We start from the raw sequence: 20,544 nt of genomic DNA on the forward strand, positions 1-20,544 counted from the left end.
GGTCGGGCTTGGATCGGGCGCGATCAGCTCTCTTCGACGGTGGTGTCCCGGGACGGATCGAAACCGTCGTCATCAGTCGCTTCCGGACCTTGGTACGGGACCCGGATTAGGCGCGGATCGCGGATTATGCTCGTCACCAACCAGACATAGGTCTGTTCGGCGGTGTCGAAGCCGAGGATGGAAAAGACGCCGCCGAAGGGGCAATCCGGAAAGTCGGGGAATCCTTCGCGCAGCACGTAGCGCTCCGGATCGCTCTCGAACTCGCTTTTGAAGACTTTTCGCAGCCCATGCTTGCTGGGCACATCGCCATCCTGGATGACTGTCGTGTGTCGCGCCTCCGTCAACTTCCGGGAAAGATCGCGACTGCAGAGCTCATCGAAGACATCGAAGGCGTCGATCAGCAAACCCTTGTGCTGCGTCGCAGGGTCGGTGATCGCATAGATGTTAGAGACATCGCCGGCGTCTTCGCCACTTTCCAGCCGCAACGCTGCGTCGACCTCAATGTCGCAGGCGTTCAGCGTGGATCCGAGTTTCAGATCGATCAGTTGACCGTCCTTGACGCGATACTCCCGATCGTAGCCCTTGCCGACCAAGGCCTGAACGGTCGTCAGGACATCTCCCACTTCGGATCGCATGGCTCTCTCCCCTGCTGACCGCCCCGCCGGCAGTCACGGACTTACGCTATTGAGGGGACGCCGCAGGCGACCGCGCCCCCTTGGGGCGAGCGCCCGGGACCGGGTGCAGTCCGCGGATGAAGCGGCGTCACGCCTCGGTTATGGATGGCGCGGTCGAAGGCGCGAAACGTGACGGGAACCGGGCGCGGGTGTCGCGCCGGTTCCCGCCATCTAGCTGTCAGCCCGTCGCGGTCTGACCAGCCTGCGCTTGCGCAGCGGTCCGTCTCGGCAGGACCCAGTCGGGCCTGGGGAAGTGACAGGTGTAGCCGTTGGGCCGCTTCTCCAGGTAGTCCTGGTGTTCCGGTTCAGCTTCCCAGAAGTCCCCCACCGGCTCGACCTCGGTGACGACCTTGCCGGACCACAGTCCGGACGCGTCGACGTCGGCGATCGTGTCCACGGCGACGCGCTTCTGCTCCTCATCGACGTAGTAGATGCCGGACCGGTACGACAGACCGCGGTCGTTGCCTTGCCGATTGAGCGTCGTCGGATCGTGGATCTGGAAGAAGTATTCCAGGATGTCACGGTAGGTCGTCTTTTCCGGATCGAAGACGATCTCGATGCCTTCGGCGTGGGTTCCGTGGTTGCGGTAGGTGGCGTTGGGAACATCTCCGCCGGTGTACCCGACGCGAGTGGACACCACGCCGGGGCGTTTGCGGATCAGATCCTGCATGCCCCAGAAGCACCCGCCGGCGAGAACTGCGCGTTGATGCATGGTTAGGCCTCCTGAACCTGATCGAGATATTCGCCGTATCCCTCGGCCTCCATCTCATCGCGGGCGATGAAGCGGAGCGATGCGGAGTTGATGCAGTATCGCAGACCGCCCTTGTCGGACGGTCCGTCCGGGAAGACGTGACCCAGGTGGCTGTCGCCATGAACGGACCTCACCTCGGTCCGGACCATGCCGTGGCTGCTGTCGCGGATCTCGTTGACGTGGGCCGGCACGATCGGCTTCGTGAAGCTGGGCCAGCCCGAGCCGCTGTCGAACTTGTCGGTCGACGCGAACAGAGGTTCGCCGGAGACCACATCGACATAGATGCCCGGCTCCTTGTTGTCGTTGTATTCGCCAGTGAACGGCCGCTCGGTGCCGTCTTCCTGGGTTACCCGGCGTTGCTCGGCGGTCAGCTTATCGATGGCCGACTGCGACTTTTCGAACTTCATGATGGTCTCCCGACACTAGGGTTCACGGGGCAGATCGGTGTCGCTTGCACGACCCTCCTGTCTCCTGACCAATATCGGGGGCCGAGCGGCTTTGCGCTAATGCGCTCTGCCTATTGTTTCGATAGCTCCGATGGTTTCGCGCCCCACCCTTCTTCCCATGGATGGATCGACGCCAGCTGGGCCAGCTTGCGAATCTCGACAGGAGCGGTCGATCCGGAAACTATGCTGATGACCACCTCGCGTTCCAGGGCGAAGCCCGCGATCGAGCGCGACGTCAGTCCGGTCGATGCGGCGCACCGTTCAGGCAGAATACAGATCGACCGACCGTCGGCGACCGCGTGCCTGACCCAGTCCTCCCGATCGGTTCGCAGCCAGGGTCGCAGCGTCACCCCCTGCCCGGCGATGTGCGACCGGACCTGATCGCGAAGCTCGCAGCCCATGCGGTCGACATAGGGATAGTCCGCGAGATCCTCGACGCGCACCGTTTCAATCCGGGCCAGAGGGTGATCCAGGGCGCAACCCAGCACCAGTCGCTCCCGAAACAACGGTCGAATCTCGAGCTTCCTGTCGGCCCGAGGATCACGGGTCGCGATTGCGGCATGGCGGCGCCCGGAGAGCAACGCAGGCGCCTCCCCGCCGGCCTCAAGCGCATGCAGGCGGATCTCCACCGTTGGAAGCTGCTCGAGCGCCGAGGCGAAGAACGTCGTGAAGGCCTCCGGCCCGATGGTTGGAGCGACGGAGATGTCGAGGACACGATGTCCCCCGTCGGTCCAGTTCCGCGAATGATGGTGGACGCTTTCCAGGGCGCCCATCATGCGTCTGAACTCCACTTCGACATCCTGGCCCAGACCGGTGAGACGGCTGTTCTTGCCATCCCGATAGATCAGCGCCCCGCCCAGCTCATCTTCGAGCCTGCGTATCGCGCGCGTCAGGCTCGGCTGGGAGACTCCGCTCAACCGCGCAGCCGCGGTGAAGTTGAGCGTGTCCGCCAGGTGGAGGAAATAGCTGACCTGATTGAAGTCCATGGCCGAGGTAGCCGCCGCGCCTGTCAGGGGTGTCGGGAGGGGCCGCGGATCGCTTCTTTCCGCAGGCCAATAAGTATGCGCGGCGCATATAATGGCGCACCAGGACCTTGTCTATATGCGCGACGCATATAGGGTGGCTGCAGGGCGCTAGCGCGCGATGAAGGACAGAGCCATGGCGACCTCGGTGTTCACGTTCGACGGCGTGAACGGTCATCAAATCACCGGTCGCCTGGAAGCGCCCGAGACCACCCCACGAGGATGGGCGGTCTTCGCCCACTGCTTCACCTGCGGCAAAGACAATCGAGCCGCCGTCCACATCTCCCGCGCACTGGCCCGAAGCGGCATCGGGGTCTTGCGGTTTGATTTCGCGGGCTCGGGTCCCGAGGAGCAGCCGGCGGAGACGGCGAACTTCGCCGCGGACGTGGGAGACTTGAGCGCAGCGGTGAAAGCGATGGCGGCGGCTGGCATGCCGCCGTCGCTTCTGGTGGGGCATAGTCTGGGCGGGGCGGCGGCGCTCGTCGCCGCACCGAACCTTCCGGAGATCGCCGCCGTCGCCACGCTCGCCGCCCCCGCCGACGTTCACCATCTGCTGGGTCTGTTCGCCCCGGAAGACCTGGACGCCGTAAGACGCGACGGAGAGACCGTGGTGACGCTCGCCGAGCGCCCGCTCGTCATCCGCCGAGAGTTCATCGAAGCGATCGACGGCGTGCATGTCGAGACCGCGGTCGCGGCCTTGCGGCGCCCCCTGCTGGTGATGCATGCCCCGCGAGATGAGGTCGTGGGCATCGATCATGCGTCGCGCATCTTCGGCGCCGCGCATCATCCCAAGAGCTTCATCTCCCTGCACACGGCCGATCACCTGCTCGCGGAGGTCGCCGACGCCCAATACGCTGCGGCCATGATCGCCGCATGGGCCAACCGCTACATGCCGCTCCTGACTGACGACATGCCCCAACTGGAGATCGCCGCCGGCGTCTCGGCGACCGAAACCCTCGCGGGCAAGTTCCAGCTGACCGTGCGCAGCGGCGAACACGCGCTTCTGGCGGACGAGCCTGCCTCGGTCGGTGGTCTCGGGAGCGGGCTCTCTCCCTACGAACTGGTCTCGGCCGGACTCGCGGCGTGCACCGTCATGACCATGCGGCTTTACGCGAACCGCAAAGGCTGGCCGCTGGAACGCGCCAGCACCACCGTGGAACACGCCAAGGTCTCCGATATGATGCCGCCCGACCGGTTCACGCGGACCATCACGCTTCAAGGCCCGCTCGACGACAAGCAGAGGGCGCGTATCCTGGAGATCGCCGATCGCTGCCCCGTGGACCTTACGCTCGTGCGCGGATCGGACGTGCAGACGCGGCTCGCCGGTTCACCGACGCTTCCGGTCGGCAACCTCGATCAATCGTAGGCGCCGAAGGTGAGACGTCAGGCCGTAGGCTCACCCGCGGCCTAGCGACCGTGGACGCCACGCTCATCAAGCTCGTCGTCGATCGGACAGTCCTTGCAGTCGGCATAGCTGCAGAGCCGGCAGACCCGGTAGGAGTGCTCCAGCCCCTGCAGCCGTGAACGCAGGACACGCTCCGAGATCTCACAGAAGAGCGTCATCTCGGCCGGCGTCAAAACCGACAGCCCGGCGGAGAGCACCTCGTCGCGGGCGCCAAGCACTTGCTCGCTCATGAGCTGTCCGGCTGCGGTGAGATGCAGAGCGCGTGCGCGTCCGTCCGTGGAATGCTCCCGACGCTCGATCAGCCCTTCGGTCGCGAGGCGGTCGACCAGACGAACCGTTCCCGCGTGTGAGAGACCGACACCGCCCGCCAGCATGCGGATCGACAGTCCGGGTTGGTGCGCCAGCAGCGCCAGGGCCGACGCGGTGGGACCCGCGTCCGGCGCGTGGGATGAGGTCGCGCGAAGGATGTCGTCGCTGATCATCAGCGCGAACGCCCCGAAAACATTGCGGTCACGCAGTCCACCCATGGCCCATCTATATGTGCGCCGGGCATAGACAGCAAGCGGACGCGCGCCCGGTCCGGATGCGTGCGCCGAAGGATAATACCTCGATTAAACAATAAGCTGTGGCCACACCGACGTATTTGCTCCGTTCTAGCGCGACAATCGGTGCGATGGCTTTCGGCGGCTCCGCGATACGCTGCGGGTATGGCCATCCACAACTTCGACCGCTCTGCCCTCAAGCAGGCGCTGCGCGGTGGCGCCGAGCCGGGACAGTTCCTCTGGAGAGAGCGGGGCCAGCCAGGCCTCAACCGCGCGACTGCGCGCTTTCGCCATGTCGGCCATTACCTTCCGGCCGACGGGGGTGAGATGGATGAAGCGGGCGCGCAGGTCGGACAGCTCCGGGCGCCGCTCAACCAGGCCATCCGCCTCAAGCCTGTCGATCAACCGAACGGTCCCGGCGTGGGATAGGCCGATGCCGTCCGAAAGTCGGCGAATGGATTGGCCCGAACGGACATTCAGCAGAGACAGGACCGTCGTTGCCGGACCCGGCATCCGCGAGGCCTCACCTGCGGTCGCCGTCATCTCATCCGCAACCGCGCTCACCAGCGACCCAAAATAACCTCTGGCGACCGAAGGCTGCATCAGCCTACGGTATATGCGCCATGCATACGTATCAAGCGAACGCACGAGACGTCGACGACCATTGCCCCGAAAGCGGCGAACCGCGCATCACTCCACTAATGAGCGCGGCGCCTGGCTGGCGGCTCGTACGTGAACCCTAGAGAGGCCCGGATGCCCGACCCCATGTACGACAAGGTCTATCAGGCGACCCATCCCGACATGATGGCCGGCGCGACCACTGACCAGTTGCGCGACCGCTATCTGGTCACCGGCTTGTTCGAAGCCGGCAAGATCAGCCTGAACTATTGTCACAACGAGCGCATGATCATCGGCGGCGCCATGCCGATCGGGGACCGGCTCTCGCTTCCGGTCCACGCCGAACCCCCGTCGCTGGAGGGCAAGCCCCTCTTGCAGGCCCGGGAGCTGGGCTTGGTCAACATCGGCGGGGCCGGCTCGGCCACGGTGGACGGTGAGACTGTGGATCTCGCGTTTCGTGATGGCCTCTATGTGCCGATGGGCTCGGGCGACGTCAGCTTCGCCTCGGCCGACGCGTCGAACCCGGCGAAGTTCTACCTGATCGCCACACCGGCCCACGCCCGCCACGCGCTGGCGAAGATCAGCATCGAAGAGGCCGTGCCGTTGGAAATGGGCGCTCTGGAAACCTCCAACGAACGCACGATCTATCAGTACATCGTTCCTGCCAAAATCAGGTCCTGCCAGCTGTTGCTGGGCCTCACCGTCCTGAAACCGGGCAGTGTCTGGAACACCATGCCGCCGCACCTGCACGACCGCCGCTCCGAGGCCTATCTCTATTTCGGTCTGGGCGAGAACGACCGTGTCTTCCACTTCATGGGCGAGCCCGACTCAGCCCGTCACATCGTGATGGCAGACGGCGAGGCCGTCATCAGCCCGCCGTGGTCGATCCATATGGGCTCCGGAACCTCCAACTACTCCTTCATCTGGGGCATGGGCGGCGAAAACCTCGACTACACCGACATGGACAAGCTCGACATCTGTCAGCTGAGATAAACGCCTTGAACTGAGGGCCCGGCAACCCGGACGTCACAGGGCGGCAAACGCCGGGTCCGCCCCGGCGCGATAAATTCGTCTCCTGGAAACGCGAGACGGAGGACCGGTGCAAGGCGCGTCAGCTGCTCGTGCAAGCCTGTGGCTATCGAACTCATGTTTGCAGGCCTCTTCTCTCCGCCGTGGTGATCTCCGAGGCTGGGTCATGCCCAAGCCAACGAATGATCCCCAGCGCCATCCGACGACTTCAGAGTCCCAGGACGCATCGGTCCCGGACCACGCCCCCTCGGCATCGACCGGCGACCTCGACGGGCTGTCTCCCTTCAACGTCACCCTGCGCCGGCTGCATGGCTGGCGGGACCCGCTGGAGGTTGCGGTCGCGCTTCGGAGCAAGGACGATCTCTTCGTGCTGCTCTCGGACGGCGGCTCCGAAAGACGACACTCGTTCGTCGCGGCGGAGCCCGACCATGTGGAATCCGCACCGGTCCGCGATCTCGCCCCTATCCGCGATCCCATCCTGTCTCGCGGCGTGGTCGGGCTTCTTTCGAATGGCCGAGAAGCGTCGGGCGCCCGGCAGGCCCGCGGTCCAGTCTGGCCGGACCTGACGATCGCCCGTTATCCGGCGATGCTCGTCTTCGATCATGAGGAGCGGAGGGTCTGGAGCCTCGGGCGTGGGCGGGACGGCCCTGCGGCGTCCGCCGCCGTCAGCCGCGCGGCCGGCTGGCTGGCCGTGGAGTCCACGAGAACGACCATCCCGCCGCCCGCAGTCCGTCTTGAACCTTGTAGGTCCGACACCTTCGGCCCGTCGATCACCGCATCGGCGCACCAGGGGGATCCCGACCGGATTGGAGCCGAAGGTCTATGGTCCGGCGCGCTGGCGCCAGGAGGCTGGCCTCTCGACGTGCTGCTGCGTCTTGCCGGCTCGCATGCGCCTTTCAGCGCCTATTGGCGGATCGGGAACCGGGCGGTCGTATTACACGCCTCCGCCCCCCTCCTGAGCTTCGATCCTGTCGACGGCGACACCGCGTCCCCCGCGCTCGAGGGCGTGCGCAGGCCTTTGTCGCGAGACGGGTTCGGTCGCGACGACGGCCTCGCTGAGCCTCCTCCGGTGACGCCGCCGGCGCGCGTCGACATCGGCTACGCGGACGCCCTGACGGAAGCCCTCGCCGGCACCTTCGGAGGCGCTCTGTTCCACATCGACGAGGAGGAGCGCATGACGGCCTGGGCGTTGATGACGATGACGACGTTCGAACGGTCGGGAGACCTCTGGTCGTTTCGCGCCGCAGTCGTCGTCGCTGTCGCCGCGGACAGCGCAATCGAGGGCCGTCTTGAAGCGATCGAAGCCGCGTTCCAGCCCATGCGAACGGCGCTGGCCGGATAGTTCGGCAACACCCCTCTCCTTCATCTTATCCCGGGATCTCTGCCATGACCGTTCGCGTCGCCATCAACGGCTTCGGCCGTATCGGCCGCCTCGTCCTCCGCTCGATCGTCGAGCATGGCCGCAAGGACATTGAGGTCGTGGCGATCAACGATCTGGGTCCGGTGGAGACGAATGCCCACCTGTTCCGCTATGACAGCGTGCACGGCCGCTTCCCCGGCACGGTAGTCTCGGGCGAGGACTGGATCGACGTCGGCACAGGCAAGATCCGCGTCACCGCCGAGCGCGACCCGGCCAGGCTGCCGCACGCCGAGCTGGGCGTGGACATCGCCTTCGAATGCACCGGCGTCTTCACGGCCCGGGACAAGGCCTCGGCCCACCTGGCCGCCGGCGCCAAACGCGTGCTGGTCTCGGCCCCAGCCGACGGCGCCGACAAGACCATCGTCTTCAAGGTCAACCACGAGACCCTGACCGCCGACGACATCATCGTCTCGAACGGATCGTGCACCACCAATGTCCTTGCTCCAGTCGCCAAGGTCCTGAACGATCTGTTCGGAATCGAGCGCGGCTACATGACGACCATCCACGCCTACACCGGCGATCAGCCGACGCTGGATACGATGCACAAGGACCTGTACCGCGCCCGCGCCGCTGGTCTGTCGATGATCCCGACCTCGACCGGCGCCGCGACGGCGCTCGGCCTGGTCTTGCCCGAGCTCAGAGGCAAGCTGCACGGCTCGTCGATCCGCGTCCCGACCCCGAACGTCTCGGTCGTCGACCTGAAGGTCGTCGCCGGTCGCGAGGTCACGGTCGATGAGATCAACGCAGCGCTTCAGGCCGCCGCCGACGGCTCGATGAAGGGCGTTCTTGCCGTCACCCGGGAGCCGGTGGTGTCGGTCGACTTCAACCACACAGCGGCGTCCTCGACCGTGGCCCTGCCGCAGACGCACGTCGTGGACGGCGCGCTCGCGCGGGTTCTCGCCTGGTACGATAACGAGTGGAGCTTCGCGACCCGCATGGCGGACACGGCGCTCGTCATGGCCAGACACATCTGATCGGGACGGCGTCGTCGTCCGCCAGGCTTCGGACGACGCCTGGATCAGGCGGCCAGAAGCGGATCCAGCTCACCGCGATCGTCGAGAGCGAGCATGTCGTCGCATCCCCCGACATGCGCGCCGTCGATGAAGATCTGCGGAAACGTCGTGCGTCCACCGGATCGGCGGATCATCTCGGCCTTCTTCTCCGGGTCACGGGAGGCGACGATCTCGTGGACGTCGGCGCCTTTGCGTCCCAGCAGATCCATCGCGGTCGTGCAGTAGGGGCATCCGGGTTTGGTGTAGATGACGACCTTGGCCATCGGGTTCTCCTTCGAGACTGAGTGTGCAGCGCCAACGACGGCGCCGACGTTGTGAACCGGTCTTGTCTCCGGTGAGGATGCGAACACCCGTGGACCGTAACGCACATATCGCGGTGCAGATGTCCTCAGGCGCGTTCCAGGAGGGCGACAGTCCCCTGCCCGCCGTCGGCGCAGATGCTGACGATCGCGCGTGATCCGGTCGGCATCGCCCAGAGCTCCTTGACCGCCTGGCTGAGGTCGCGCGCCCCCGTCGCGCCGAACGGGTGGCCGATCGCGACCGATCCGCCGTTGGGGTTGACCCGGCGCCAGTCGAACCGACCGAGGTCGGACCGAACGCCGACCTTGGTGCGAACCCAGTCCGGATCCGTGATGGCCGCGACGTTGGCGAGAACCTGGGCGGCGAATGCCTCGTGGATCTCCCAAAGGTCGATGTCTTCGAACGTCAGCCGGTTGCGCGCGAGCAGGCGCGGGATGCCGTAAGAGGGCGCCATCAGCAGCCCCTCCGTCCTGTAGTCGACGGCGGACACCTCGTAATCGACGAGCCGCGCGTGGGGCGTGCCCTCGGGCAAGCGCGCCACGCCGGCGTCATTGGCGACCCAGCAGCCCGCCGCTCCGTCCGTGATCGGAGAACTGTTGCCTGCGGTGAGACTTCCGCGACCGCTGTCACGGTCGAAGGCGGGCTTGAGCGTGGCAAGTTTCTCAAGTGAGGTGTCAGCCCGTGGATTGGCGTCGCGCGCCAGCTCGGGAAGCGGGATCACCAGATCGTCGAAGAAGCCTGCCTCCCAGCCTGCGACCGCACGCTGGTGGCTGGTCAAAGCCCAGGAATCCTGGGCTACGCGAGACACGGCCCAGGATTTCGCAGTCTCCTCCATGTGGTCGCCCATAGACCGCCCGGTGATGCGATTGGACCAGCCCTTGGTGGGCAAGACATAGTCGGTGGGCTCCAGCCCCTGCAGGGCGCCCAGAGCCGCCTGCGGGTCCCGTGCGAACAAGTCCGTCAGCCGTCGGGACGCATCCGCGGTCAGGGCGATCGAGGGCCGGCTCATGACCTCCGCCCCGCCGACCAGGGCGAGGTGCGTGTCGCCTCCCAGCATGCCGGCGGCGGCGATCGTCGCGGTCATGCTCGTCGAACAGGCCAGGACGACCGAAAAGGCCGGGACGTTCGGATCCAGGCCGGCGTCGAGCCAGACTTCCCGGGCGATGTTGCTCCAGCCCAGATTGGGTATGACGCTCCCCCAGACGACCAGGTCGGGGCCGGCCTGCGCCGCCATGGCCTGAACCACGGGAACGGAAAGCGAAACTGCGTCGTAGCCCGCCAGCGCGCCGCCGCCGCGCCCGAAGGGCGTGCGTAGGCCTGACGCGACGTACACGGGATCGGAAAACCGGGTCATGCTGCCCTCCATTCGTTGATGCCTCAGCCTAACCCTGAAGGGCGCTTCCCGTCCGGCATCGAAACCATATCCTGCAGCTATTGGCGGCCGTCGATCGTGCGCCTCAGAGTGGAGGCTGAGGGCGCCGGAGCGGTCGAGGAGACGTGCATGACATCCGAAATCATCGACCTCGAGTCCGGGGCCTCGAGCCCCGATGCGAGCTTCGAGGACGGTCGTCCGATGGCGCTCACCGCTCATCGAGAGGCCGAGACCGGTCTCCATGCCCTGCGCAGGGTCTACAAGGCCGAGTTCGATGCCGAACCGGGCCGCTATGTGCTGCGGTCGGGCTTTCCGGACTTTCCCGCCTGCAGCTTCGGGGGCGCCTTCAGCCATCTCGGGTTCGACACGACCGCGCAGGTCTACGTCTGGTTCGTAAAGAGCATCCTGCGGGATCCGCGTCTCGCCCGCGTCGCCTTCACGAACGGGTCCTGACCCATCCGATCCAAGAGCCGGGGTTCCAGCGGCGGGTCGGCGGCATGGCCCGTCGGCCGGGCCGGCTCAGATCCATTTGAGGCGCCTGAAGTTCAGGTAGAGCAGCCCGGACAGCACCACGATCATCGCGACGACCGCGTGATAGCCGTACGGCGTTCTAAGTTCGGGAATGTTGTGGAAGTTCATTCCGTATATGCCGGTGATCGCGGTGGGGACCGCGAGAATGGCGGCCCAGGCGGCGAGCTTGCGTGTGATGGCGCCCGTTCGCTGCTGTTCCAGCAAGCTGCTGAACTCGAACACTGACGCAAGGACCTGAAGCAGTCCGTCGATCATGTCCTGAACCCTCAGGACGTGATCGAGCACATCGTTGAAATACGGCGTCACCGAAGGACTGATGCAGGGGAAATGCCCTCGGACGAGCTTGCGGGTCAGTTCCGCCATGGGCCCGAGGGTGCGCTGGAAGCGGGTCAGCTGGCAGCGAAGGCCGAAGATGCGCGCAATGTCCTGCGGTCCGAGAAAGCTGTTGAGCGAGCGTCGCTCCATCTCAAGCACGCTGTCCTCGATCATCTCGAAGATCGGCAGATAACCGTCGACGATGTAGTTCAGAATGGCGTGCAACACATAGTCGACGCCCTGGGACAGGAGCTCGGGCGCCGACTCGAGCTGTTCGCGCAGGGCCGTGTGGTCGCGTTGCGATCCGTGACGCACGCTGATCAGGTGACGGTGGCCGATGAACAGCGCCGTCTGGCCATAGCGGATTTCATCACCCTCGAGCTGGGCGGTGCGCGCGACGGCGAAGAGTTCATTTCCCAGCACTTCCAGACGAGGCATCTGGCCGACGTCCATGGCGGCGGCGACCGCAATGGGATGAAGGTGGTATCGCGTCTGCAGCGACTGCATTTCCTCCGCCGTCGGATCGGACACGCCGATCCACACGAACTCGTCGGGATCGGCCGTGGAGAGCACGTCCTCGTCGATGTCGAAGTCGCGGCTCCGGCAGCCCTTGCTGTACAGGCAGGCGGCGATGACACTCATTGGTCGCGGCTTTCTTCTCCGGAGGACAGGGCGATCATGGCTAGTGGCCCCGCGGCCAGCCGCCGTACCCTGCAGGTCGTTCCGCCGTCGCGGTCGCGCCGGGGATAACCAGACCACGCTGGACCGCCGGACGAGCGAGACCTCGCTCGAGCCAAGCGTTCAGATTCGTGAAATCATCCATCCCCACCAGGTCGCCGGCGTCGTAGGAGGTCACGAGCGCTCGAACCCAGCCCAGCGTGGCGATATCCGCGATCGAGTACTCGCCGGCGTCGGCGCCCACGAGCCAGTCGCGCCCCTCAAGCGCGGCGTTCAGCACGCCGAGAACACGTCTGGCTTCGGCGACGAACCGGTCCCTCGGACGCTTGTCCTCAATGGCTCGACCCGCGTGCTTGTGAAAATACCCGAGTTGGCCAAAGTTCGGGCCGACCGCAGACACCTGGAACAAGATCCACTGCAGGGTCTGGTGTCGCGTCGCCGTGTCGGGAGACATCAATCGACCTGTCTTCTCAGCGAGATAGACGAGGATGGCGCCCGACTCCCAAAGCGCCAGCGGTACGCCCCCCGGCCCATCGGGATCGAGAATGGCGGGTATTCGCGCGTTTGGGTTGAGCGCGACGAACTCCGCCTCACGGGATTCGTTGCGGGACAGCTCCAGACGGTGAGCCTCGTAAGGCAAGCCGAGCTCCTCCAGCGCGATCGAGATTTTCACGCCGTTCGGGGTAGGCGACGAATAGAGCTGAAGCCTGTCCGGGTGTTTCGGCGGCCAGCGTCGCGTGACGGGGTAATCGCTCAGACGGCTCATCGCTCGCTACTCCCTGATGTTCGTACGTCACCGGCGACCTCGTTCCGGATCGCTTCGAGAAAGCCGACGTCTTCCGCATCGATCTCGTGCGCCAGCCTGAGGGTTTCATCGAGCGCCGACGCGGGTATCACCACCGCGCCAGCCCGATCGGCGTAGATGTAGTCTCCTGGAACGATCGTCGTCCCGCCGAGCGCCACGGGCTCGTCGGCCGCGATCGGCATGACGTCGCCGACGCCCACCCGGGGTGTTTCGCCACCGCAGTAAAAGACGGGGTCATAGGCGGCGAGCGCCTCGAAATCCCGCAACCGCCCGTCCGTCACCAGGCCCGCGAGGCCATGGTTCTGCAGTCGCGACAGCTTCACGCCCCCGCCGACCGAACAGTCGGCCAGTCCGGCGGCGAGGACGAGAACTCGCCCTTTCGGGTCGCCCGCGACGGCGTCGTGAAAATGCCGGGCGAAGGCATGGACCCGGCTGTCAAACACATCCTCCCGAAACGGGACGAAACGAATGGTGGCGGCGCGTCCGAAGAGGACCCGGCCCGGTGTGGGCGACACCAGATCGAGGACGACGGCAGGGTGGCCGTAGAGGCGGCCCAGCGCGTCCGACAGGGACGCGGCGCCGGGCAAGTCCGGCCTAATCATCGCCCGAACCCGGACTTGCCACCGCCTCGAGGGCAAGGCCGAGAACGAAGTCGGTGACCTTCTTGGCGCTCATCTCGCAGGGCTTGAAATGCACTCGCCCGGCGGCCGTACGGTACAGATTGAAGCTGACGAGGTCCGCTCCGCCGAGTTCGCGCGCCAGCACGGAGGTCCGGCCCCGGTCTCCCGTGCGCGTCACGGTCACGCCATAGCGTCGGCCCTTGTAGACGCCGGTGCTGTAGCCGACGGGAAATCGGTCCAGCCGGCGGATCCAGCTGTCGATGCCGGACCCCGACGGTCCGGGTCGCAACGACGCCAGGGATTCGCCACAGCCCGACCCCGCGATCTCACCAGGAGTGCTCGGCACCGGCCGTGGCGCGACGCACAGGCCGCGGATGGACATGTCTGCGCAGGCTTTCACGAGTCCCGCCGGCTGGAACGCGGCGACGACACACCGGGGCCGCAGTGGGGGCACGACGACTGTGCCGCCGCGTTCCCGGCGCGACGCCGGTCGACCTGGTCGAGGTAGGCGCCGTAGCCTTCAGCCTGCATCTCGACCTGACCGATGAAACGCGTCGCGCCGCCCTGAATACGAAAGCGCAGGCCGTCCTTGTCGGGAGGACCATCGAATGATACCTGCTGGCGAGACCAGGCCGGGCGCTCATCCAGAGGCAGGGGTTCGATCGGCCGGGTGAAGCTCGGCCAGCCGCAGCAGGTCTCGAAGCGGGCGGACGACGCGAAAAGAGGCTCGCCTGACGCGGCGTCCACATAGATGCCGGGTTCGTCATGGATGTAACGCCCGGCGCTCCGACCCTCATCAGCGGATTGCAGGCTCGTGTCGGCTGTCGCGGGGACCACCATGTCCTCTCCCATCTTCTGCGGAGAAACATGCAATCCGTGCGAGAACTTCGCCAATAGCTGCGGCGTATTGTTTCAATGCCCTAGACGGCCGGCGCCGGGCCCGGGCCCGGGCCCGGGCCGCGCGTCTGCTTGAAGCGCCGAACCAGAAACAAGCCCGCCACCATCGTCGCGGTCATGGTCAGGTAGGCCACCGCCCCGCCAAGGGACAGGGCGGGGATCGCGGCCAGGACCAGCGCGTCGTTTCCTCCGGGGATGAGCGAGGCGCCCATGCCCATAAGGGCGCCGCCGAGGATGGTTCGTCCGACGAGGACGAAGGTGGGGCGCCGATACCGCCAGCGCCTGCGTCGGGCCGCGGAGGCGATGGCGCCGGCTACGGTGGCGGTGACGGCGAGCACAGCCAGGCCGTCCACCGGTCCGACCAGACGCCGCGTGAACAGATCCCGCGCCAGATCGGTGTAGCTCCAGATCGGAGCGATCAGGCAGAGCGTCCCGCCGCTGAGCCCCAACATGATCATTGTCCGACGCAACGGCCATTTGCGGCGCTCGAGGTCTCGACTGGGACCTCTGCCGACATAGGCGAGCGCGATCACCAGAACGGTCAGCCAGCCCGCGAGCAGGACGATGACGCCCGGCGCGGGAACATCCGGCGGCGGGGCCAGGGCCGGCGTTGGAGAACCCAGTCGTTCGGAGATCGCGAAGCCCAGCACCAGACCGACAGGCAGGGCGAGCACCCGCATCTCTCCGCTTCCGAAACGACTCAGGGAGCCGAGCAGACAGGCGTCATTGATCAGGGCGCCGACGCCGAAGACCATACCCGCTGCGAGAAGCCCCCAACTCAGTTCGATGTGGGGCATTCTCTCGGTCAGCGGCGCGCCCATGGCTTGCAGCGCGATCGCGGCGAGCGCCGCCGTCGCCGAGGCGGCGACCAGACCGACAAGCCTTCTGGGACGACGACCCTTCGCCAGCTCGCTCGCCGTCGCCACCGCGCAGGTGCCCCCCTGGTTGACGGAGTAGCCCATCCAGAATGCGAGAAGGCCGACGATGAGCGGCACGATGAGCGTCGATGGCGCCATGGTAGCCCGGACTCCTGCGGATGAGGCTGCGTCGATAAGGACGCACGAAGAGCCCTCCTCGCGCGACTATGGTTTTGATGTTCGACGCCCCCTTTTCAGATGGGCGCCAGGCGCCCATGCTTGGGCCATGACCGAACCCGTTATTTCCTGGAAAGAGCTGCCGCCCGGCGTCGACGCGCCCGAAATGCAGCCGATCTACGATGTCTTCGTCGCCAAACTCGCCAGGCTTGGCGTGGGTGACAACGCGCCGCGCGCCGGAACCGTCTTCCCCGCATTCTCCCTGCCCGACCCTCGGGGCGTCCACCGCTCGCTGGCCGAGATCCAGCAGGGTCGCCCGCTCGTCATCAGCTTCAACCGGGGCGGCTGGTGCCCCCACTGCGTCCACGAACTCGCCACCTGGGGGCAGTCGCTCGAGGCGCTGCAGGAGACGGGCGCCGGACTCCTTGTCATCACCGGAGAACTCGCCGACGGCGCCGTCGCGCTCAAGGCCCTCGCCGGCGGCGACAGCGTCGAGGTCCTCTGCGATGTCGATCACGGCCTGGCTCTCGCCTGTGGGCTGGCCTTCCACATCGACGAGGACATCGAGCGACGCTACCGCGAGGCGGGCCTGGACCTCGCGACGGTCTACGGTTCCGACGGTGGTTTCCTCCCCGTCCCCGCCACCTTCGTTCTCGATTCCTCGGGCGTCATCCGATACGCCTTCGTCGATCCCGACTTCCGGCACCGGGCCTTTCCACCCGACGTGGTGGCGTTCGTGGGAAGGCTGGACTGAGAGCGACCGACTGCTGGGTTCAGGCCGACACATCGGACCAGCTTTTCGCCCGCGAAGCCCGAACGAACGCCTCGGCGGCCGGTCCCCGACGCCGACCGGCCACCGCGCCGAGAACGACGCTTTCCGTCACCTCGGCGTCAGCCAGCGGAACGGCGACCACGTCGCCTGTCGCAAGCGAGCCCGGAACGAAGGCGCTGCCCGCGCCGGCCTCGATCAGTCGGCCGAGGTTGCGCATGTCCGTGGCCCGGTGGCGGACGATGGGTTCGAACCCCAGGGCCACGGCCGCCGAGTGCAGTCGGGGACATCCGGTCCCGTCGTGGTCTATCCACGGCTCGTCCCGCAGACCGCCCAGCGAAGGCGTGTCCGTACGGACGAGGGGATGATCCTTGCGCGTGACCATCACATAGCCGTGCCGAAATAGCGGCCAGTGATCGATCCGGTCAGGGACGTCGCTAGGCAGTTCGGCGATGAAGAGATCGAGTTCGCCGCTGAGCGCTTTCTCCATGAGCATATCGGCCGATCCGGTCGTCAGCGTCAGCTCGAAGCCCTTCAGCCCTTCGGCCAGCTCCTTGAGAATGGCGTTCAGCGTGTCGGACTCGACGACCGACTGGATCCCCAGGGTCAGGGGCGAGACCTCGGAACGACCGACGCCTCTCGCCAGCAGTTTGGCCGCTTCGGCCGCCTCGAAGGTCCGTTCGAGGTGGGGCAGCATCAGCCGCCCCAGATCGGTCAGATGTGTGCGGCTTCGCTCGCGCCGAAAGAGCGGCCCGCCGAGCTCTTCCTCGAGCTTCTGGATCGCTCGGGTGAGAGACGGTTGGGAGACGTTGCACTCGTCCGCAGCACGCGTGAAGTTGAGCTCACGGGCGACGGCGAGGAAATATCTGACCTGGTGCATCTCCATGCCCGTGAAGTGTCACGATGGACCGGGGGATGACAAGGCGGCCAAGCTCCGAAATCGATATTTATCGTGTTTGGACCCGCTCGCCTTTCTACTCTGACGTGGGGCGCGGTCGCGGGCGCGGAGCGACTGGGTCGCGCTCTCGTCGGCGGCAGGCGTCTGGACGACAAGGCTCCGGTAGCGGCCTGTGATCGGCTCGGTCTAGGATCACGGGGAGCCAGCGAGATTCATCGAGACGGGACCGGCATGAAGAACGGCGCAGGACGCCCGCCCGCAGCCGACGGGCCGGCCAGAAGAACCGCACGCACCCCGGTGCGCGAACGCGGGGTTCTGCGACAGGCCGCCTTGCTGGACGCCACCGAAACACTGCTCCTCACGCAGAGTCCGGAGAGCATAGGGATCTATCAGATCGCCGAACGCGCCGCCGTGCCCCCGGCTTCGGTCTATCACTTCTTTCCGAGCCGTGACGCCGCATTCGCCGCGCTCGCCGTACGGTTCATGAAGGGGATTCGCCGCGTGATCCGCGAACCCGCGCCCGCCGCCGACATGGGCGGTTGGCAGGATCTGTTCAGGCTCGAGCAGAAACGCGTCCAGCTCGGCTTCAACGCCCACCCTGCCGCTCTGAAGCTGTTCTACGGGTATTCGAGCGACGCCATCAGGCGCGCGGACATCCGCCTCGCGGACGAGATGTTCGAGCGCATCTGTCCGACGCTGGACCTGCTGTTCCACATGCCGCCCATCGATCGCGCCGCGTACCGGTTCCGCGTCGCCCTGGTGGCCGCGGACGCCGTATGGGCCTTGTCCTTCGCGCGACACGGCAAGATCACCGATGAGTATTTCGAGGAGGCGCTCGCGGTTCACAACGCCTATTGCCGCCTGTTCCTGCCGGAAATCCTCGAGCCGCGCGGAGCGCTCCTTGAGGCGGCGGCGCAGGGCGGAACCATCAGCCTGACGCCCGAAGAGCGGCCGGCCGTCGTCGATCCCGGCGCCTCGGACACCTGAAGCGCTCACCCACCCGGCCTGGTGGGCCGTTCGTATCGGGTGTTCCTGACCGCGGATGGAGGCCACTCGTGTCCTCGGGTCGACGACAGCCGAGCGCTTGTTTGTGCGGCGCCGGATGACGCTGCGGACGGCCCATTCGTTTGCCCGCCAAGCCGATCATGCGCGGCGGTCGCGATCACAGGGCTGCCCGATGCCCACGGCGCCGGCCGTGCAGCGAGGTGATGTTCTACGTGCATCGATAGCATACCCCCAGCCTTTAGGCGGCGGTGGACCGGCCTGTTATCCCTTGGTCGAGAGGGAGACGGCGATGGAAACCATGAAGGTCTCGGTCCAGTCAGCGACCGGCTTGAGCGTGCAGCAGGAAATGCCGGCGTCGGAGTTCCGGGAAAGCGGCAGGCTCGCGGCCGTCGTCGCCTTCTCGCTGCTCCTGACCGCCTGGCCTCTGGCTCTCGTGCCGAGCATCGGCGAACAACCCATCACCCTGGCCTATGCCGCAGTCGCCTGGCTCGCCGCCGTCCTCGCCGACCTGCACGGCTTTCGAATGCCGAAATCGTCGGAGCTCATCCACTCGGCGGCCGTCGCTCTGGCGAGCCGTTCACGCGCGCTTGTCACAGTGCATCTCCCGCTGGCGGCGGGAACCGTCGGCCAAGGCCTGGATCTCTTTTTCCCTGTGCCGAAGTGCCGCCGCGGAGCGCTCCGTCGACGCCGCGTTCGACCCGCGACGGCCGGACGTTTCGTAGGTCGTTCCGCTTCCCCAACCACGCCACCCTCGATCTGACAGGAGCTTCACCATGTCCGCGATATCGGTTTCGACCGTCTGCTCCCGGCTCTTCGCCCACCGCCGCAATATGGCGCTCTGGACGCTGCAAGGCTGGACCGCCATGTTCTTCATCGCGGTGGGCCTTTCAAAACTCCTGCAGCCAGAAACCGAACTGCCAGGGGTTTTCGCCTGGACCGGCGCTGTTCCGCTTGAGCTCACCCGCACCGTCGGCCTCGTCGAGATCGCGTCAGGATATCTTCTGCTTGCTCAGGTGTTTCCGATCCCTCGCAGCCGTCTGCTAACCGGCATCGGCGCCGCCGCCATCGCCGTCCTGGCGACCTTGATGCTGGCGGTGCATGTCTTCCGCCTCGAGGCGCTGCCAGCGGCTGTCAACGCCCTCCTTCTCGCCGCTTCTCTGACGATCCTGCGAATGCGCTCAGCAAAAGCGTGAAATCGGATCGGCGAAGCGAAGTCCTGAGATGTCCCCGCCTTCGCCCACTCTCACTGGAGGCCTCTCTGTCGAGCCGCCGCGATCAGCCGGGATAGATCGCGGCGGGCCAGCCCATTCGACGCTGTCGAAGCGCGCTCTCCGATCCGCGAGCCTCTCAGGGTTTCGAGCTTTACCCCCCGTTAGCCATCATTTCCGGAACCGGAACACCGCCGACCTGCGTTTTCTGAGGCAGAGACCCGTGGAGAACCCCTGATGGCCAGTCGCTCGTATGACCCGTTGACCCGTATCTCGCCGATCGATTTCGCGGAGATTCGTTTCGGCCTGTTGAAGGCCGCGGCGCGAATGACCGAAGGCCAGCTCGCCGAACTGGCCGACATGCTTCATGACGAGCGCAGGCAGCTGACACACTCCCGGTTTTCAGACGACATCTATGCGGCGCAGGGTCTTTGGGGCGAGGCCTGAACTGTCGTCCGGCCGACGCTCACTTCGTCGGGCGGCGGCAAAGGTCATGGGATTTCGCTTGTGCGGCTGGTCGCCAGCCCTTCGAAGGGGTCGAGAAGTTCCCCCGCCTATTCCAGCCCCCGGCCGCCGCCCGAAGAAGTCTTGGCTAGATGACCGACGCCCAACTCGACAATAGGCCCTGACTTGGATCGCGTGAGGGCGTGTGTTGGCTCCGCTGCAGACGCGTCCAGCCCTTACCACTTCAGAAGCGGGCGCCTCCCTCAACCCCTGCGATGAGGTGCATCGCGACGCCAGACGAATTCTCATTTCGCCGGCGCGGTTCGCCTCTCGTCGAACCGGTCACGGCTGGCGCCGATTTCGGCTCGACGGTCGATGGCCCATTGCGCAAGCTGCCGTACCGATGCCGACAAAGAGACGCCAAGAGGGGTGAGCCGGTATTCGACCTGCGGCGGCGTCGTATGGCGGACGGTTCGGCTGACGAGACCGTCTCGCTCCAGGCCCTTCAACGAGGACGTCAGCATCTGCTGGGAAATGCCGGGGACATGGCGCTTGATGCTGTTGAAGCGCTCGGGTCCGCGATGCAGCACGACCACGATCTGAACCGACCATTTGTCTCCCACCCTCGACAGTATGTCGCCCACCCCGGTGCAGTCGGGGAGCGCGGTGGTCGAGGCGGTCATGTCCATCTGACTTGGTCCTGAAAAGATGCGTTCTTGCGCGACCCTACCGGTCTCATAATCTACCT

General features: G+C 66.1%; 26 protein-coding genes. 10 read left to right on the top strand and 16 right to left on the bottom strand.

The features are described from left to right. Positions 1-23: 23 nt before the first annotated feature. The 4 genes from B2Y21_RS09740 to B2Y21_RS09755 all read right to left on the bottom strand — a co-directional run bounded on the left by B2Y21_RS09740 (position 24) and on the right by B2Y21_RS09755 (position 2,857). On the bottom strand, positions 24-635 hold the full coding sequence (locus tag B2Y21_RS09740) for a hypothetical protein (RefSeq protein WP_292059310.1): 612 nt from the start codon (positions 633-635) through the stop codon (positions 24-26). A 217-nt stretch (positions 636-852) separates the two neighbouring features. Next, positions 853-1,386, bottom strand: coding sequence for a peptide-methionine (S)-S-oxide reductase MsrA (msrA, locus tag B2Y21_RS09745; RefSeq protein WP_292059312.1), 534 nt, complete (start codon positions 1,384-1,386; stop codon positions 853-855). Positions 1,387-1,388: 2 nt separating this feature from the next. Then, the gene (gene msrB / locus B2Y21_RS09750) at positions 1,389-1,832 is read right to left on the bottom strand and encodes a peptide-methionine (R)-S-oxide reductase MsrB (protein WP_292059314.1); all 444 of its coding nucleotides are present in this window, start codon (positions 1,830-1,832) and stop codon (positions 1,389-1,391) included. 110 nt (positions 1,833-1,942) lie between these two features. Beyond that, a complete protein-coding gene (locus B2Y21_RS09755; protein ID WP_292059315.1) occupies positions 1,943-2,857 on the bottom strand; it encodes a LysR family transcriptional regulator in 915 nt (304 codons plus the stop codon). A gap of 172 nt (positions 2,858-3,029) precedes the next feature. Here B2Y21_RS09755 and B2Y21_RS09760 point away from each other — a divergent pair, with 172 nt between their 5' ends. Beyond that, positions 3,030-4,259 carry an OsmC family protein gene (locus tag B2Y21_RS09760; RefSeq protein WP_292059317.1) on the top strand — a complete coding sequence of 410 codons (1,230 nt, stop codon included), beginning with the start codon at positions 3,030-3,032 and terminating at the stop codon, positions 4,257-4,259. Between the two features lie 41 nt (positions 4,260-4,300). Here the strand turns inward: B2Y21_RS09760 and B2Y21_RS09765 are convergent, their stop codons facing one another. Next, positions 4,301-4,825 carry a MarR family winged helix-turn-helix transcriptional regulator gene (locus B2Y21_RS09765; RefSeq protein WP_292059319.1) on the bottom strand — a complete coding sequence of 175 codons (525 nt, stop codon included), beginning with the start codon at positions 4,823-4,825 and terminating at the stop codon, positions 4,301-4,303. Positions 4,826-4,951: 126 nt separating this feature from the next. Further along, positions 4,952-5,443: a MarR family winged helix-turn-helix transcriptional regulator gene (locus tag B2Y21_RS15935; RefSeq protein ID WP_414632853.1), complete on the bottom strand. Its 492-nt coding sequence runs from the start codon at positions 5,441-5,443 to the stop codon at positions 4,952-4,954. Between the two features lie 162 nt (positions 5,444-5,605). Here B2Y21_RS15935 and kduI point away from each other — a divergent pair, with 162 nt between their 5' ends. The 3 genes from kduI (at position 5,606) to gap (ending at position 8,881) form a co-directional block, all read left to right on the top strand. After that, a complete protein-coding gene (gene kduI, locus B2Y21_RS09775) occupies positions 5,606-6,451 on the top strand; it encodes a 5-dehydro-4-deoxy-D-glucuronate isomerase (RefSeq protein ID WP_292059324.1) in 846 nt (281 codons plus the stop codon). 202 nt (positions 6,452-6,653) lie between these two features. Further along, positions 6,654-7,829 (top strand): hypothetical protein, encoded by a 1,176-nt coding sequence (locus tag B2Y21_RS09780; protein WP_292059326.1) that lies wholly within the window; start codon positions 6,654-6,656, stop codon positions 7,827-7,829. A gap of 44 nt (positions 7,830-7,873) precedes the next feature. Next, positions 7,874-8,881, top strand: coding sequence for a type I glyceraldehyde-3-phosphate dehydrogenase (gene gap, locus B2Y21_RS09785; RefSeq protein ID WP_292059328.1), 1,008 nt, complete (start codon positions 7,874-7,876; stop codon positions 8,879-8,881). Positions 8,882-8,925: 44 nt separating this feature from the next. Here gap and grxC read toward each other — a convergent pair whose 3' ends face one another. Both grxC and B2Y21_RS09795 read right to left on the bottom strand, forming a co-directional pair. Beyond that, positions 8,926-9,183, bottom strand: a complete 258-nt coding sequence (gene grxC, locus B2Y21_RS09790) for a glutaredoxin 3 (protein WP_292059330.1) — start codon at positions 9,181-9,183, stop codon at positions 8,926-8,928. A 125-nt stretch (positions 9,184-9,308) separates the two neighbouring features. After that, positions 9,309-10,574: an acetyl-CoA C-acyltransferase gene (locus B2Y21_RS09795; protein WP_292059331.1), complete on the bottom strand. Its 1,266-nt coding sequence runs from the start codon at positions 10,572-10,574 to the stop codon at positions 9,309-9,311. A gap of 147 nt (positions 10,575-10,721) precedes the next feature. Between B2Y21_RS09795 and B2Y21_RS09800 the strand changes: the two genes are divergently transcribed. Beyond that, positions 10,722-11,045, top strand: coding sequence for a hypothetical protein (locus B2Y21_RS09800; protein ID WP_292059334.1), 324 nt, complete (start codon positions 10,722-10,724; stop codon positions 11,043-11,045). Positions 11,046-11,111: 66 nt separating this feature from the next. Here the strand turns inward: B2Y21_RS09800 and B2Y21_RS09805 are convergent, their stop codons facing one another. From B2Y21_RS09805 to B2Y21_RS09830, 6 genes are read right to left on the bottom strand one after another with little or no spacing between them, the layout of a single operon-like run. Continuing rightward, the gene (locus tag B2Y21_RS09805; RefSeq protein WP_292059336.1) at positions 11,112-12,080 is read right to left on the bottom strand and encodes a magnesium and cobalt transport protein CorA; all 969 of its coding nucleotides are present in this window, start codon (positions 12,078-12,080) and stop codon (positions 11,112-11,114) included. Between the two features lie 40 nt (positions 12,081-12,120). Further along, a complete protein-coding gene (locus B2Y21_RS09810; RefSeq protein WP_292059338.1) occupies positions 12,121-12,882 on the bottom strand; it encodes a glutathione S-transferase N-terminal domain-containing protein in 762 nt (253 codons plus the stop codon). Then, positions 12,879-13,508, bottom strand: coding sequence for an RraA family protein (locus B2Y21_RS09815; protein ID WP_292059340.1), 630 nt, complete (start codon positions 13,506-13,508; stop codon positions 12,879-12,881). The genes B2Y21_RS09810 and B2Y21_RS09815 overlap by 4 nt, the downstream gene beginning before the upstream one ends. A gap of 7 nt (positions 13,509-13,515) precedes the next feature. Next, positions 13,516-13,923: a hypothetical protein gene (locus B2Y21_RS09820; protein WP_292059342.1), complete on the bottom strand. Its 408-nt coding sequence runs from the start codon at positions 13,921-13,923 to the stop codon at positions 13,516-13,518. A 14-nt stretch (positions 13,924-13,937) separates the two neighbouring features. Then, on the bottom strand, positions 13,938-14,435 hold the full coding sequence (locus B2Y21_RS09825; RefSeq protein ID WP_292059344.1) for a peptide-methionine (R)-S-oxide reductase: 498 nt from the start codon (positions 14,433-14,435) through the stop codon (positions 13,938-13,940). 26 nt (positions 14,436-14,461) lie between these two features. Beyond that, complete coding sequence (locus B2Y21_RS09830; RefSeq protein ID WP_292059345.1) at positions 14,462-15,454, bottom strand: YeeE/YedE thiosulfate transporter family protein; 993 nt, start codon at positions 15,452-15,454, stop codon at positions 14,462-14,464. Between the two features lie 127 nt (positions 15,455-15,581). On the opposite strand from B2Y21_RS09830, the gene B2Y21_RS09835 reads away from it, so the two are divergent. Further along, entirely contained in the window at positions 15,582-16,226 is a 645-nt protein-coding gene (locus B2Y21_RS09835) for a peroxiredoxin-like family protein (protein ID WP_292059347.1), read from the top strand. Positions 16,227-16,245: 19 nt separating this feature from the next. Here the strand turns inward: B2Y21_RS09835 and B2Y21_RS09840 are convergent, their stop codons facing one another. After that, entirely contained in the window at positions 16,246-17,121 is an 876-nt protein-coding gene (locus tag B2Y21_RS09840) for a LysR family transcriptional regulator (protein WP_292059349.1), read from the bottom strand. Positions 17,122-17,370: 249 nt separating this feature from the next. Between B2Y21_RS09840 and B2Y21_RS09845 the strand changes: the two genes are divergently transcribed. From B2Y21_RS09845 to B2Y21_RS09860, 4 genes are all read left to right on the top strand, one after another. Beyond that, positions 17,371-18,126, top strand: a complete 756-nt coding sequence (locus tag B2Y21_RS09845) for a TetR/AcrR family transcriptional regulator (RefSeq protein ID WP_292059351.1) — start codon at positions 17,371-17,373, stop codon at positions 18,124-18,126. A 307-nt stretch (positions 18,127-18,433) separates the two neighbouring features. After that, positions 18,434-18,904 (top strand): hypothetical protein, encoded by a 471-nt coding sequence (locus B2Y21_RS09850; RefSeq protein ID WP_292059353.1) that lies wholly within the window; start codon positions 18,434-18,436, stop codon positions 18,902-18,904. Between the two features lie 13 nt (positions 18,905-18,917). Then, entirely contained in the window at positions 18,918-19,337 is a 420-nt protein-coding gene (locus B2Y21_RS09855; protein ID WP_292059355.1) for a DoxX family protein, read from the top strand. A 276-nt stretch (positions 19,338-19,613) separates the two neighbouring features. After that, a complete protein-coding gene (locus tag B2Y21_RS09860) occupies positions 19,614-19,799 on the top strand; it encodes a hypothetical protein (protein WP_292059357.1) in 186 nt (61 codons plus the stop codon). Between the two features lie 302 nt (positions 19,800-20,101). Here B2Y21_RS09860 and B2Y21_RS09865 read toward each other — a convergent pair whose 3' ends face one another. Beyond that, complete coding sequence (locus B2Y21_RS09865) at positions 20,102-20,485, bottom strand: winged helix-turn-helix transcriptional regulator (RefSeq protein WP_292059359.1); 384 nt, start codon at positions 20,483-20,485, stop codon at positions 20,102-20,104. Positions 20,486-20,544: the final 59 nt, after the last annotated feature.

Origin of the sequence: Brevundimonas sp. UBA5936 (assembly GCA_002430835.1) — a bacterium.
Classification (GTDB): domain Bacteria; phylum Pseudomonadota; class Alphaproteobacteria; order Caulobacterales; family Caulobacteraceae; genus Brevundimonas.